The sequence below is a fragment of the Lentzea sp. NPDC051838 genome, from assembly GCF_040681245.1.
Taxonomy (GTDB): domain Bacteria; phylum Actinomycetota; class Actinomycetes; order Mycobacteriales; family Pseudonocardiaceae; genus Lentzea.
Window position 1 is genome coordinate 14,199 of the sequence record NZ_JBFAYI010000033.1, and the last position, 13,128, is coordinate 27,326.

General features: G+C 68.5%; 13 protein-coding genes. 3 read left to right on the forward strand and 10 right to left on the reverse strand.

The window, feature by feature from the left end:
* Window positions 1-41 precede the first annotated feature (41 nt).
* Together AB0M24_RS40215 and lysX are read right to left on the reverse strand one after the other, a co-directional pair.
* The gene (locus AB0M24_RS40215) at window positions 42-1,412 is read right to left on the reverse strand and encodes a M14 family zinc carboxypeptidase (protein ID WP_363779011.1); all 1,371 of its coding nucleotides are present in this window, start codon (window positions 1,410-1,412) and stop codon (window positions 42-44) included.
* Between the two features lie 84 nt (window positions 1,413-1,496).
* On the reverse strand, window positions 1,497-4,739 hold the full coding sequence (gene lysX / locus AB0M24_RS40220; protein WP_363779013.1) for a bifunctional lysylphosphatidylglycerol synthetase/lysine--tRNA ligase LysX: 3,243 nt from the start codon (window positions 4,737-4,739) through the stop codon (window positions 1,497-1,499).
* A gap of 21 nt (window positions 4,740-4,760) precedes the next feature.
* Between lysX and AB0M24_RS40225 the strand changes: the two genes are divergently transcribed.
* Both AB0M24_RS40225 and panB read left to right on the forward strand, forming a co-directional pair.
* A complete protein-coding gene (locus AB0M24_RS40225; protein ID WP_363779015.1) occupies window positions 4,761-5,600 on the forward strand; it encodes an alpha/beta hydrolase in 840 nt (279 codons plus the stop codon).
* Between the two features lie 131 nt (window positions 5,601-5,731).
* Window positions 5,732-6,586 (forward strand): 3-methyl-2-oxobutanoate hydroxymethyltransferase, encoded by an 855-nt coding sequence (panB, locus tag AB0M24_RS40230; protein WP_363779017.1) that lies wholly within the window; start codon window positions 5,732-5,734, stop codon window positions 6,584-6,586.
* A gap of 7 nt (window positions 6,587-6,593) precedes the next feature.
* On the opposite strand, the gene AB0M24_RS40235 is transcribed toward panB, so the two are convergent.
* Entirely contained in the window at window positions 6,594-7,454 is an 861-nt protein-coding gene (locus tag AB0M24_RS40235) for a glutathione S-transferase C-terminal domain-containing protein (protein ID WP_363779019.1), read from the reverse strand.
* An 18-nt stretch (window positions 7,455-7,472) separates the two neighbouring features.
* Here AB0M24_RS40235 and pip point away from each other — a divergent pair, with 18 nt between their 5' ends.
* Window positions 7,473-8,414: a prolyl aminopeptidase gene (gene pip / locus AB0M24_RS40240; RefSeq protein ID WP_363779021.1), complete on the forward strand. Its 942-nt coding sequence runs from the start codon at window positions 7,473-7,475 to the stop codon at window positions 8,412-8,414.
* Here the strand turns inward: pip and AB0M24_RS40245 are convergent.
* From AB0M24_RS40245 to AB0M24_RS40275, 7 genes are all read right to left on the reverse strand, one after another.
* A complete protein-coding gene (locus AB0M24_RS40245; protein ID WP_363779023.1) occupies window positions 8,411-8,869 on the reverse strand; it encodes an RICIN domain-containing protein in 459 nt (152 codons plus the stop codon). The genes pip and AB0M24_RS40245 overlap by 4 nt on opposite strands.
* 61 nt (window positions 8,870-8,930) lie before the next feature.
* On the reverse strand, window positions 8,931-9,356 hold the full coding sequence (locus AB0M24_RS40250; protein WP_363779025.1) for an RICIN domain-containing protein: 426 nt from the start codon (window positions 9,354-9,356) through the stop codon (window positions 8,931-8,933).
* A gap of 50 nt (window positions 9,357-9,406) precedes the next feature.
* Window positions 9,407-10,168, reverse strand: a complete 762-nt coding sequence (locus AB0M24_RS40255; RefSeq protein WP_363779027.1) for a helical backbone metal receptor — start codon at window positions 10,166-10,168, stop codon at window positions 9,407-9,409.
* Window positions 10,168-10,833: an NADPH-dependent F420 reductase gene (npdG, locus tag AB0M24_RS40260; RefSeq protein ID WP_363779029.1), complete on the reverse strand. Its 666-nt coding sequence runs from the start codon at window positions 10,831-10,833 to the stop codon at window positions 10,168-10,170. Before npdG ends, AB0M24_RS40255 begins: the two co-directional genes overlap by 1 nt.
* A 141-nt stretch (window positions 10,834-10,974) precedes the next feature.
* Window positions 10,975-12,372, reverse strand: coding sequence for an RNB domain-containing ribonuclease (locus tag AB0M24_RS40265; protein ID WP_363779151.1), 1,398 nt, complete (start codon window positions 12,370-12,372; stop codon window positions 10,975-10,977).
* 78 nt (window positions 12,373-12,450) lie between these two features.
* Complete coding sequence (locus tag AB0M24_RS40270) at window positions 12,451-12,645, reverse strand: hypothetical protein (protein ID WP_363779031.1); 195 nt, start codon at window positions 12,643-12,645, stop codon at window positions 12,451-12,453.
* Window positions 12,642-13,115 (reverse strand): hypothetical protein, encoded by a 474-nt coding sequence (locus AB0M24_RS40275; RefSeq protein WP_363779033.1) that lies wholly within the window; start codon window positions 13,113-13,115, stop codon window positions 12,642-12,644. The genes AB0M24_RS40270 and AB0M24_RS40275 overlap by 4 nt, the downstream gene beginning before the upstream one ends.
* Window positions 13,116-13,128: the final 13 nt, after the last annotated feature.

Below are 13,128 nucleotides of genomic sequence, written 5' to 3' on the forward strand. Positions count from 1 at the left end.
CCTGCTGGACCTGGCGAGGCCCAGCAGGCCGATGGTGGCGATCAGCCGCTGTAGGGGGCGGCCGCCTTGCCCGCCGCGTACATCAGCATCGGCAGGACCTTCGGCCAGTGCGTGGACGACTGGCACGAGTACGCGGGCAGGAAGCCCGAGCAGCTGCCACTGCCCGAGCCGATCTCCCAGACGAAGCTCGCGACGCCCAGGTCGTCGTAGACCCAGTCGTCGGTCGCGCCCGCCGCGTTGTACAGCACCTCGCCCGGCTGGCCGTACGTCCAGCCGCCCGCGAGCCTGGCCATCTCCTTCGCCATCGCGCGCAACGGCCGGTCGTTGCCCGTGTCGGCCGTGCTCCAGCCCCACGGGAACAGCACCAGGTTCGAGTAGCTGTGCATGCTCACGACGACGCCGCGCGTGTCGTTCGCCGCGGGCGCCGTGTCACCGGTCGCGCGCTTGTCCGGGTAGAGCGACCGCCACAAGGACTGCAACGCCTTCGTCTCGGACTCGGAGTTGGCCGCCGGACCGCGGTACGTCTCGTTGCAGGGGTTCGTCGACGTTCCGCTGCCACCGAAGTGCGAGCTGGTGTTGCGGTTCAGGTCGATGCCGATCTGACCGCTCGTGCAGTTGCCGTTCGTGTTGTTGGCGTTCTTGCGCTGCAGCTTCGGCGAGCTGCCACCGGACTGCACGATCTGCACGCCGTCCGGGTTCGCGATCGGCACCACCCACACCTCGGTCGAGTTCAGCAGGTTCGTCACCTGGCTGTTCGTGCCGTAGCCGGCGACGAGGTGGTCGATCCACCGCCACGCCATGTCACCAGTGGTGATCTCGCGCGCGTGCAGTTGGCCCATCACGAAGAACCGCGGTTTCGGCGCGTTCGTCCGGCGTTCGCAGTCACCGGCGTTCTTCTTCGTGATGCAGATCGCCCGCAGATCGTGTCCGCCCGCGCCTTGGGTCTTCTTCCACGAGTCGCCGTAGTCGACCACCGTCGTCAAGCCCGGATACTGCGACGCGACCTGGTCCAGGTGTGCCTGGTGCGCGTTGATCGTCCGGTAGCCGCCGTAGTACGTCTCGTTCACATCAGCGGCCGCGCTGAGGGCCGGCGCATCCCATTGCGGTGGCTCCATCACGGACTCGACGACGGGCGCGAACCCGGCGTCGGCCAGCTTCTGCGACGTGGCACGACCGCCCAGCACGAACAGGTCGTCGCCGTCTCGCTCCTCCAGCACGTCGAACCCGCGCGCCAGCAGCTTCTGGGCCTTCTCTCCCAGCGGCGCGTTCACGCGGTAGACGTAGGTCGGGCTCTCTTGCGCGACCGGTGCAGGGGCCGGTCCCGCGGTTCCCGGCGACGTCCCGAACAGGAACGCCGCGGTCGTCACGCCTGCCACCAGCATTGCCAGCGGCTTTCGGCGAATTGTTGACATGGTTCTCCTCATGCAGGGTGACGCCGAGGATGGACCAGTTCGAGCGAACGCAACACCTACGTAGGTTCGTAGATCACCGACAAATCATTGAGGCCGGACGAACGGGAAGAGCACCGACTGCCGGATCGTCGTGCCGGTCAGCATCATCAGCAACCGGTCGACACCCATACCCAGCCCGCCCGTCGGCGGCATGCCGTGTTCCAGCGCGCGCAGGAAGTCCTCGTCCAGCTCCATCGCCTCGACGTCACCAGAAGCAGCCTTCAACGACTGCGCTTCGAGTCGGCGGCGCTGCTCCAACGGGTCGGTGAGCTCGGAGTACGCCGTGCCGATCTCCGCACCGAACGCCACGAGGTCCCACCGCTCGGCCAGCCTGGGGTCGACGCGGTGCTGCCGGGTCAGCGGTGACACCGACGTCGGGAAGTCGATGTAGAAGGTGGGGCCGACGGTCTCGGACTCCACGAACGAGTCGTACGCCTCCTGCACGAGCTGGCCGTGGTCCCAGTCCTCGTTGATCTCGACACCCCGTGCGGCGAGCAGCGAGCGCAGTTCCGACACCGAGGTCGAAGGCGTGACGACAGCGTCCAACGCTTCGGACACCGCTGTGTAGACCGGAACCACCGGCCACTCCCCCGAGATGTCGAAGGCACCGTCCGGCCGATGCGCCACCTCGGAGCCGAACGCCGTCCGTGCCGCGTGCTGGATCAACTCACGTGCCAGGTCGAGCATGACCCGGTAGTCCGCATAGGACTGATAGGCCTCCAGCATCGTGAACTCGGGGTTGTGCGTGGCGTCCGCGCCCTCGTTGCGGAAGTTGCGGTTCAGCTCGAACACCCGGTCCACACCCGCGACGCAGAGCCGTTTCAGGTACAGCTCCGGCGCGATCCGCAGGTACATGCGCATGTCGTAGGCGTTGATGTGGGTGACGAACGGCCTGGCGTTCGCGCCGCCGTGCACCGACTGCAGCATCGGCGTCTCGACCTCGAGGTACGAGTGCGAGTGCAGGAACTCTCGGACGCTGCGGATCACGTCGCTGCGCAGCTTCAGCAGATGAGCCGAGTCCTGGTTCACCACGAGGTCGAGGTAGCGCTGGCGCACGCGCGCCTCCGGGTCGGTGAAGCCCTTCCGCTTGTCCGGCAACGGGTGCAGGCACTTCGCCGTCATCGTCCACGACGACGCCAGCACCGATATCTCGCCGTGGTCCGACTTGATCACAAGGCCCGTCACGCCGACGTGGTCGCCCAGGTCCACATCGGACTTCCAGGACGTCAGCGCCTCCCCCAGCGTGTCGGCGGTCAGCATCACCTGGATCTCGCCGCCGAAGTCCCGCAGCCGCGCGAAGCACAGCTTGCCCATCTCCCGCAGCGCCACCACACGTCCGGTGACCGAGACCTTCTCGCCGAAGCGTTCCCGTGCCGCTTCAAGGAGATGCGACCGGTCGAAGCCCACCGGATATGGCTCGACGCCGGCGGCCACGAGCCGTTCGACCTTCGCGATCCGCACCCGGACCTGCTCGGGGCGCCGCACAGCCTTCGGTTCGACACGAATCGCGTCGATCTCGGCGACCTTCAGAGCGAAGTCGGAGCTCACGTCCGTCTTCTGCAGGGCCCGCTTGCGCAACGACCGCAGCGACGGCACGAACCCTTCCGCGACACCCGCGGCGATGCTGACCTGCGGCAACGACCGGGAGCGCTGGTAGCAGAGGAACCGCGGCTCCCAATCGGGCAGGTACTTCGCGTTCGACCGGTACAGAGACTCCAGCTGGAAGAACCGCGACGCCAGCGACAGCACCCGCCGCCACGCCCGCAGCACCGGGCCGGCGCCGATCTTCTCGCCCTCCTCGAACACCGCGCGGAACATCGCGAAGTTCAACGAGATCCGTTGCACGCCAAGATGCCCGGCCGCGGCGGCGAACTGGGCGACCATGTACTCGTTCAGACCGTTCTCCGCCGCCCGGTCGCGCCGCATCAGATCCAGCGACACACCACGACGGCCCCACGGCACGAACGACAACAGCCCGCGCAACGCACCCGAAGCGTCGTAGGCCTCGACCATCACGCACCGGCCGTCGCTCGGATCTCCCAAGCGCCCCAACGCCATCGAGAACCCGCGCTCGGTCTCGGCACCTCGCCAGGCCTCGGCCAGGTCCAGAATGGACGCCATCTCGTCCGGCGCGATCTCGCTGTGCCGGCGCACCCGCGCGGTGTACCCGGCCCGTTCGACACGGGAGACCGCCTGGCGCAGCCCACGGCGTTCCGGACCGGCGAGGACGAACTCGCGGACGTCCAGAATCGCCTCGTCGCCGATCTCCAGCACCTTCAGCCCGGCGTCGGAGTAGACCTGCGCACCCCGTTCGGACGCGCCCAGAACGCCAAGAGTCCAGCCGTAGGTGCGTGCCTCGGACAGCCACGCCTGCACGGCTTCCGACCACGCGTCCTCGTCACCGATCGGGTCGGCCGACGCCAGCGAGACGCCGCCGATCACCCGATAGGTCAGCGCCGCCCGGCCAGACGCGGCGAACACCACGCTCTTGTCGCGCCGGGTCGCGAAGTAGCCCAGCGAGTCGGGCTCGCCGTCGGCCGCGAGCAGCCGGCGCACGTCCAGCTCCTGGTCCGGCGTGATCATGCTCTGCGTGCGGACACCGCGGAAGAACACGTACATCGCGCGGATCGCGACGAGCGTGCCGCCCAGACCCAGCAGCACGCTCAGCCACTGCGGGCCCTCGGGGATGTCCAACCGTCCCAGCCGGACGATCTCACCCGTGGCCTGGTTCGCCGCCCACGCCAGCTTGTCCAGCTGCTCCACGAGCTTGCCGGGGAACACCTCGGTGAGACCCCAGCCGACCAGCACCAGCACGACCATGCCCAGCACGAACGACGCCAGCGCCCGCCGCCACGCACCCCGCGCCAACCGGGCGGGGAACGCCTCGCGCACCACCCACAGCAGCACCACGAACACGAGCGAGGTCGCGACGCCGACACCGAGAAACGCCCAATGCGGAACTTCGCCCTCATCCAGGATTTCTTCAGGTGCCAGCGCCAAGATGACCATGATGAAGCCGACCAGCAGCAGGCCCATGACCTGGAACAGCAGCAACGCCCACAGCGCTGCTCGCTTGTGCCTGCGCAGGGCGGCGCCGAGCACGAAGAACACCAGGGCGATGAAGAGGTTGCCGTCGATCGGCAGGCCGAAGAAGTACCCGATGCCGTCGGCGACGTCGGTGAACCAGCTGTCCTCCGGCAGGATCACCCGGAGCAGCGACAACACCGCGGCCAGCTGCACTACGGTCGCGATCGCGCCCGCGGCCTTCCACTTCCACGCCGGTACCACTTCAACTCCCGAGGTCGACCGATGACCGCCATGATTCCGTCTTCAGCGGGGCGGGTGCATGTCGCCGCCTCCGGGCGTGTCGGCGGACCCGTCGTCGTGCTCAGCTCGGGGCTGGGTGGAGCGTGGTTCGACTGGGACCGGACGGTGAGGCTGCTCCAGCCACTCGTCCGGGTGATCGTGTTCGACCGGCCGGGGCTCGGGATGAGCGGTCCGGCGCGGCGCGGGCCGTCGCTCGCACGTGAGGTGGCCGTGCTGGACGCGGTGCTGCGCGGGGTGCCGCGAGCGATCCTCATCGGACACTCGATGGCGTCCCTGCACGTCGAGGCCTACGCCCGGCTGCGGCCACATCGGGTCGACGGGGTCGTGCTGCTCGATCCGGACGCCGAAACGCCTGGTGGCGGGGCTCCGTTCGACATGTCGGCCGTCGTCGCGCAGGGGCTGCGGGCGTTCGGCAGCCGCTGGCTCGGCGCACGGATCACCCGGCGGTACGGGCACTCGTTCCGGAACTGGCTGACCGCGGCCTCGACGCTCGGCGTGACCGATCCCGCACCCGCTGACCTGGTCGAACTCGTCTACCGGCGGCCTGGGGTGGGGCGGGCGGTGCTGTGGGAGCTCGCGTCGTACCCCGGTCAGGTGGCGACCTTGGAACGGCTTCGTCAGCGCCGTGCGTTGCCACGAGTCCCATGGCTGGTGCTCACCGCAGGTCGGAAGGTGTGGCCGGAGCACCGCTCGTTGGCCGCTCTCGTGCCGTGGGGACGCAACGTGCCTGTTCCCGGCAGTCGTCACATGATCCAGATGGACCGGCCGGACGCCGTGGTGATGGCCGTCCGCGAGGTGCTCCAGGGTCTGCCCGACCGCTGAGCGCATCGTGCGTGTGACGGTAACCGCATCCTCTGCCGGTTTGTGGCCAACGGTGCCACTCTGGTGTTCGGCAACCGTGCACCAAGCGCCCGGGGACCCCACGTGGGCCTCGAGGAAAGGACCGGTCGACGATGACCACTGCCGAAGTTTCCGCGCCGTACGGCAACGGATCGGGTCAGAAGGCCCCTGCCAAGCGGGTTCGCGTTCACCACCTGCGTGAGATGAAGGAACGCGGCGAGCCGTGGCCCATGCTCACCGCCTACGACACGTTCACCGCCTCGATCTTCGACGAGGCCGGCATCCCCGTTCTGCTGGTCGGCGACTCCGCGTCGAACACCGTCTTCGGCAACGAGACCTCGCTGCCGGTCACGGTCGACGAGCTCATCCCGCTGGTACGTGCCGTGACGCGCTCGGTCAAGCGCACTCTCGTGGTCGCTGACCTGCCGTTCGGCTCCTACCAGGTGTCGGTCGAGCAGGCCGTCGCGACCGCGATCCGGTTCATGAAGGAAGGCCAGGCGCACGCGGTCAAGCTGGAGGGTGGCGCCTACTTCGCGCCGCACATCCGCGCGATCACCGCCGCGGGCATCCCGGTCATGGCGCACATCGGCTTCACCCCGCAGTCCGAGCACCAGCTGGGCGGCTACCGGGTCCAGGGCCGCCACGAGAACCACGACGTCGTCGTCCAGGACGCCATCGCGGTGCAGGAGGCGGGCGCGTTCGCGGTCGTGCTGGAGATGGTGACCGCCGAGGTCGCGAAGCAGATCACACACGACCTCGTCATCCCGACCGTGGGCATCGGCGCCGGTCCGGACACCGACGCCCAGGTCCTCGTCTGGCAGGACATGATGGGCCTGAACCGCGGCAAGGCTCCCCGGTTCGTCAAGCGCTACGCCGACATCGGCAACATCATGCTGGGCGCGGCGACCGAGTTCGCGAACGAGGTGCGCGGGCACCAGTTCCCCGGTCCCGAGCACACCTTCCACTGATCGTTGGCTACGGGCGGGTCCAGACCTCCGGGTCTGGGCCCGCCGGCACGATTCCGGTCGGATTGATCTGGTGGTGCGTCACGTAGTAATGGCGCTTGATGTGGTCCCAGTCGACCGTGTCCGCGAACAGGCCGTAGAGGCGTTTCGCGTAGGCCCAGAGGTTCGGCATCTCGGTGAGCTTGTTGCGGTTGCACTTGAAGTGGTTGTGGTAGACCGCGTCGAACCTGACGAGCGTGGTCCAGAGCCGGATGTCGACCTCGGTGAGCTGGCCGCCGACCAGGAACTCGTGGATGTCGAGGTGGGTTTCCAGGCGATCGAGCTCCGCGAACAGGTTCGTGTACGCCTGCTCGTAGGCCTCTTGTGACGTGGCGAACCCGGCCTTGTAGACGCCGTTGTTGACGTTGTGGAAGATCGGCTCGATCCAGGCGTCGATCTCTTCGCGCAGGTGTTCCGGGTAGAGGGTGCTCTCCGGGCGCCACTTCAGGCTGAAGTCCAGCGTGATCTGCGGGTAGTCGTTGGTGACGACCTCGCCGGTGGTGGTGTCGATCAGCGCCGGGACAGTGACTCGGCCGTCGTAGTTCGGATCGGCCTTCTTGTACGCCTCGCTCAGGAAGTCGATGTCCAGGACCGGGTCGGTCGTGGCGAAGCGCCAGCCGCGTTCGTCGCGGATCGGGTCGACGACCGCCAGCGAGATGGCGTCCTCGAGGTTCAGGAGCTTGCGGACGATGATCGCGCGGTGGGCCCACGGGCAGGCGAGGCTGACGACGAGCCGGTAGCGGCCCGGTTCGGGCTCCGGGCGGGCGGTGAAGCGGTTCGGCTGCCGGACGAACGCCCCCGTGGTGGAGGTCTCCTTCGTGAACTGAGCCATGTGCTCGACGATAGGCCCATGTACCCGGAGATCGAGCCCCACGCGTCAGGTCACCTGGACACCGGTGACGGCAACCTCGTGTACTGGGAGGAGTGCGGAAACCCTTCCGGCAAACCTGTGGTGTTCCTGCACGGCGGCCCCGGTGGCGGGTGTTCGCCGTCGCACCGCCGGCTCTTCGACCCCGACGCCTACCGGATCGTGCTGTTCGACCAGCGCGGGTGCGGGCGCTCGTTGCCGCACGCTTCCGTGTCCGGTGATCTGTCGCTGAACACGACCTGGCACCTCGTCGCCGACATCGAACGGCTGCGGGAGTCGCTCGGAATCTCGCGCTGGCAGGTGTTCGGCGGGTCCTGGGGGTCGACTTTGGCCCTCGCCTACGCGGAAAAGCACCCGGATCGCGTTACCGAGCTGGTGCTGCGCGGGATCTTCACGCTGCGAGAGTCCGAAGTGGACTGGTACTACCGCGGCGGGGCGGCGAACCTCTTCCCCGACCTGTGGGAGAAGTTCACGGCGCCGCTCGCCGGCCTCGAAGGCGATCCCGTTGAGCTGTATGCGAAGTTGCTCGCCTCGCCGGATCCCGCGGTGCACGGACCTGCCGCTGTCGCGTGGAGCACCTGGGAGGGCGCGACCGTGACGTTGCTGCCGCGGCCCGAACTGGTGGCGGAGTTCGCGGTGCCGGAGTACGCGCTGGCGTTCGCGCGGATCGAGAACCACTACTTCGTGCACGGCGGGTGGTTCGAGGAGGGGCAGCTGATCCGGGACGCCGGTCGTCTGAAGGACATTCCCGGCGTGATCGTGCAGGGGCGGTACGACATCGCGACACCTGCGGTGTCCGCCTGGGATCTGCACAAGGCATGGCCCGGTTCGGAACTGGTGGTGGTGCCGGATGCCGGGCACGCGTACGACGAGCCCGGCATCCTTTCGGCCTTGCTGGAGGCGACGGACCGGTTCCGGGACTAGCCGCGGACCAGCACGATCTCCTTCCAGCGCGTCGAGGCGGCGGTGCAGGGGTCGAGCCTCAGACCGTTGCTCGATGTTGGCTCGACGCACTTCTTCTCAGGCTCGATGCGGATGGTGTAGGTGCCGGTCGACGAGTTGGTGTACCAGCGCTGGTTGCCGCCGCTGACACAGGTGTTGAGCAGGACGCGGACCGTGGCGTAGTGCTCCAGGCACGTGCCCGTGTACACGTTCATGGGATGCACCTGCGGGAATCTGTAGTAGCCCACCGACCACTGCTGGCGGGTGTCGGCAGGGTTGCAGGTGGCCAGGCTGACCGAGAGGCCGCTGAACGTGCTGAAGCACTTGGTGGTGCCCACCTGCTGGTACATGATCACGTCGCCGAAGGCGTGGGCGGGTGCGGCGTTGAGGGTGACGAGGGCGGCGGCGGTCGCGATGGTGGCGAGGAGTTTCTTCACGCCACGAACCTTGCGGTGGAGGTGACACGTCCGGATAGCGGCCGAACGTGTCACCTGCCGTTCAGCGCAGGCCGACCCAGCGCGCGCTCGTCGTGCCGCACGCCGCCACGGTGACCTGAGCGGTCAGGCACTTGCCGGACGCGGCGTTGCGGAACTGGAAGGCACTGCCCGCCGGCGGGATCCGGTGCCAGCGGGTGGTGCCGCTCGCGCAGGCCTGGCCCAGCACGTCACCGGCGGCGGTGGCGCCCAGGCACTTGTCGGTGGCCATGTTGTGCGGCCAGTCGACGGCATCGGTGATCGGGACGATCCAGCGCTGCGCCTCGGACGTCCGGTTGCAGGGCTGCAGAACAACGTTCGTACCGGTGTCGGCGAGACAGCGGTTCGTGCCGGACAGCTGGTAGATGACCACCGGCTCGGCGGAGGCCGGGACGGCGGTCAGGGTCGTGACGGCTGCGGCGGTCGCGATGATCGCGGCTAGTTTCCCCATGGCGAAGATCCTGGCAACGCAAGGGGTTCCGCGAATCCACCCGTGGTTTGTCAACCCTGGCCGTAGTTCAGCGCTTTCTCCAGGCTTGCGCGGGCTTCGACGAGCGACGGGCCGTACCACGTCAGGTGGCGGCCGTTGACCAGCACGTATGGCAAGCCGGGGAAGCTTTCCGGGCCGTCCTCGTGGGTGAACACGTACGGCTCGTCGGGCAGAATCACCAGGTCAGGGCGTTTCGCGTTCAGCTCTTCCAGCGACGGACGCGGGTAACGCTCGTCGTGCGACGCGTAGACGTTCTCGATTCCCAAGCGCCGCAACACATCGGTGGCGAATGTGTCGCGGCCGACGACGACCCACGGACGACGCCAGACCGGGATCAGCGCGGTGAGCTTCGCCGGTTTCGTGTCACGCCAGAGGTCTTCGGATCGGACGAGCCAGTCGGGTTCGAGGTCCCACGCCAGGCCGAACAGTCTTCTGAGCGACTTCAACGCCATCGGCACCGTGGCCGGCGCTTCCGTGACCCAGACGTGGATGCCGTTGGCGCGCAACCGGTCGACGTCCTCGGCGCGGTTCTCCTCGGAGTTCGCGATCACGAGGTCAGGCTTCAGCTCCAGGACCTTGTCGACGTCCGGGTACTTGGAACCGCCGACCCGCGCAACGTCCAAAGAGGACGGATGCGTGCAGTAGTCCGTCGCACCGACGAGCGAGGACGGGACGCTGACCGCGACGGCCTCGGTGATGGACGGAACCAGGCTGACCACGCGCTGGGGCTGGTCGACCGGTACCGGCTCACCGAGGTCGTCGACGGGAAGCATCAGACGCCCGTGATCTTCAGACCGGCGTGGGTCTTGTAGCGGCGGTTGATCGCGATGAGGTTCGCGGTGAACGCCTCGACCTGGTGGGCGTTGCGCAGCCGTCCGCCGTAGACGCCGCGGAAGCCCGGCACGAGCTCGGCGAGCTCGCGGACCGTGTCGGTGGCCTCGCGGTCGTCGCCCAGCACGAGCACGTCCATGTCCACTTCGGACACGGTCAGGTCGGCCAGCAGCACGGCCGAGACGTGGTGGAACGCGGCGGTGACCTTGGACTCCGGCAGCAGCGCCTCGGCCTGCTGGGCGGCGCTGCCCTCGGTGACGGGCAGCGCGAACGGCCCCTGCTTGTCGAAGCCGAGCGGGTTCACGCAGTCGATGACGATCTTCCCGGCCAGCTGGTCGCGCAGGGACGCGAGCAGGTCGCCGTGGCCGTCCCACGGAACCGCCACCAGCACGATGTCGGAGTCGGCCGCGCAGTCCGAGTTGTCCGCGCCCCGGACGTCACCGCCCGCGACCTCGACGATCTCCTTGGCCGCGAGCTCGGCCCGCTCGGCGCTGCGGGAGCCGATGATCACCTTGACGCCCGCCTTGGCCCAGCGGATCGCCAGGCCCTTGCCCTGGGCGCCGGTGCCGCCCAACACGCCCACGGTGAGGTCACGAATGTCTGTCACCCGTGCATCTTCACACGGACGGCCGGGAGCGGGCTGTGCAACGTGACCTTGGGCTCCTCGGCCCGCCGGGAATGTCGGACCCGCCGAGTAGCGTGGGCTGCGAGGGATCCCAAGCCAGAGGGGACCCTTGCGCGAGCGTGCTCAGGCCTTCTCGAACCGGACCTTCCGCTCCACCGGATCCGCCTCCACCAGCCGCACCCGAACCGTCTCCGCCTCGGGCAGCCGCTTGCCCGCGCACTTGGCCAGGATCGGCGGCGAAGCCACGAACACCTCGGCGTCGTTCTCTCCCGACCGCAGCACCACGGCGTCGAACTCCTGCCCCACGCGACCGGCCAGCACCCACGCCTCGACCAGGTCCAGCGAGGCCCGTTCGACCTTGGACGCCAGCGAGTCCGACGCACCCATCAGCGACGGCAGCTGCGGCAAGGCCTCGGCCAACCACGAAGGCAGCTCCTGACCAGCCGAAACGGCCAGGCACACCTCCGTGGCGAACCGGTCGACCAACCTGCGCAGTGGTGCCGTCACGTGTGTGTACGGAGCCGCAACGCCCGCATGGGTCACGACCTCGGGCACGGTGCCGTTGAACGCCGAGTAGCCCGCGCCGCGCAGCAGCCGCGTGGCATCGGTGAACAGCGCCAAGGCCTCGGGCTTCGAGGCGTCGAGTCCCGCCAGGAACGCACCCGGCGACACGTCCGCCGGCCACGGCACCCTCAACGCGGCCGCGGACTTGCGCAACGTCTTGACCGCCGCCACATCCGGATCAGGCAGCGTCCGCAGGATTCCCACACGGGCTTCGAGCATCAGCGACGCCGCCGCCATCCCGGTCATCAGCGAGATCTCGGCGTTCCACGAGTCGACGGCGGCACGCGGCCGGGTGACGAGCTTCCAGCCCTCACCGTTCGACTCGATCTCCTGCTCCGGTAGCTGCAGCTCGATGGCCCCGCGCTCACGAGCCAGTGCCCGCCGCAACGGCCCGAACTCGGCCAAAGCCGCAACGGACGGGTGCGGGTTTCCGGCGTCGAACGACTCCTGCACCGACGCGTAGTCGAACTGCGCCTGCGACCGCACCAACGCCCGCCGCACCTCGACCGCGGTCGACACACCAGCCGCCGAGCACGTGAACGTCCACAGCACCGCGGGCCGCACCACGCCGGGCAGCAACGACGCCGCGCCCTCGGACAGCACGGTCGGGTGCAGCGGCACGTTGCCGTCAGGCAGGTAGATCGTCTGGCCGCGCTGCCGGACCTCCAGATCCAGAGCCTCGCCCGGCGTCACGAACAGCCCGAGATCGGCGATCGCGTAGTGCACGACGAAGCCGTCACCGGACTTCTGCACGCACAGCGCTTGATCGAGGTCCTTCGCGCCGGGCGGGTCGATCGTCACCAGCGGGATCGAGGTGAGGTCGGGGCGGTCGCCAGGAGAGCGGGACACCGCCGCCTCGGCCTCGGCGAGCACGGCCGCGGGAAAGGAGGACCGCAGCCCGAACTCGGTGCGGATGCCGTCGAACGCCAGGTCAGCGCGACCAGTGCGGATCACCATCGAAGCCACCCGCACAGACTAGGCGTGCGCACAGAACGAGGCCCGGAGCACGCGCCCTGGGCCTCGCTCGAAAAATCCTCAGTCCTCGTCGTCGCCGCGGAACTTCCGGTCCGCCTCGTCGGCGGCGCGAGTGCGTTCACGGGCGATCTCCAACGCACGAGCCGCGGTGGCCTCGTCCGGATAAGGCCCCATTCGGTCCGGCCCCTTGCAGCCCTTGCCCTGCTCGACCGTCTGGTGGGTCAGGCAGAAGTACCAACCGCTCTTGTCGCTCATCGGCGTTCGCCTCCCAGTGGCGCGGGGAACCCGCGAGGAGGCGTGGACTGGTTGGCGTTGGCGTACTCCGACGGAATCGGGTCCGAACACGACACCAGCACCGTGCGATCCTCGGCGTTCTCGATCTTACGCCCGGCGCGGTCCCGGTAGACCAGCGAACCGTCGGAGTCGATCTCCATGATGGCGCCGACCTCCGCGAGCTGTTCCTCGTCGAGGTCGGCGAGTTTCTCGTAGCGGGACGGCACCACCCGGTAGATCGGCCAGTTCAGGTGGCCGTAGGTGCGGTGGAACTCGGCCAGCAGGTGGGTGAAGTGCTGTTGCCACGGCAGCGGCATGGCCTCGGCCAGCGCTCGTGGCACCACCACGTAGTCGGGCGACACACCCGGACCGCCGGACGCCATGTAGTCACGCACTGGTGTGCTCGACGCGGGCGGTCCGGAAGGCCTCGGGATGGGGTCGTGGTTGAACATGCAGCGCCTCCCC

Coding starts and splice junctions, on each gene's coding strand:
- AB0M24_RS40215 (WP_363779011.1), bottom strand. CDS start 1,412: ATGTCAACAATTCGCCGAAAGCCGCTGGCAATGCTGGTGGCAGGCGTG.
- AB0M24_RS40225 (WP_363779015.1), top strand. CDS start 4,761: ATGACCGCCATGATTCCGTCTTCAGCGGGGCGGGTGCATGTCGCCGCC.
- panB (WP_363779017.1), top strand. CDS start 5,732: ATGACCACTGCCGAAGTTTCCGCGCCGTACGGCAACGGATCGGGTCAG.
- AB0M24_RS40235 (WP_363779019.1), bottom strand. CDS start 7,454: ATGGCTCAGTTCACGAAGGAGACCTCCACCACGGGGGCGTTCGTCCGG.
- pip (WP_363779021.1), top strand. CDS start 7,473: ATGTACCCGGAGATCGAGCCCCACGCGTCAGGTCACCTGGACACCGGT.
- AB0M24_RS40250 (WP_363779025.1), bottom strand. CDS start 9,356: ATGGGGAAACTAGCCGCGATCATCGCGACCGCCGCAGCCGTCACGACC.
- AB0M24_RS40255 (WP_363779027.1), bottom strand. CDS start 10,168: ATGCTTCCCGTCGACGACCTCGGTGAGCCGGTACCGGTCGACCAGCCC.
- AB0M24_RS40265 (WP_363779151.1), bottom strand. CDS start 12,372: ATGGTGATCCGCACTGGTCGCGCTGACCTGGCGTTCGACGGCATCCGC.
- AB0M24_RS40270 (WP_363779031.1), bottom strand. CDS start 12,645: ATGAGCGACAAGAGCGGTTGGTACTTCTGCCTGACCCACCAGACGGTC.
- AB0M24_RS40275 (WP_363779033.1), bottom strand. CDS start 13,115: ATGTTCAACCACGACCCCATCCCGAGGCCTTCCGGACCGCCCGCGTCG.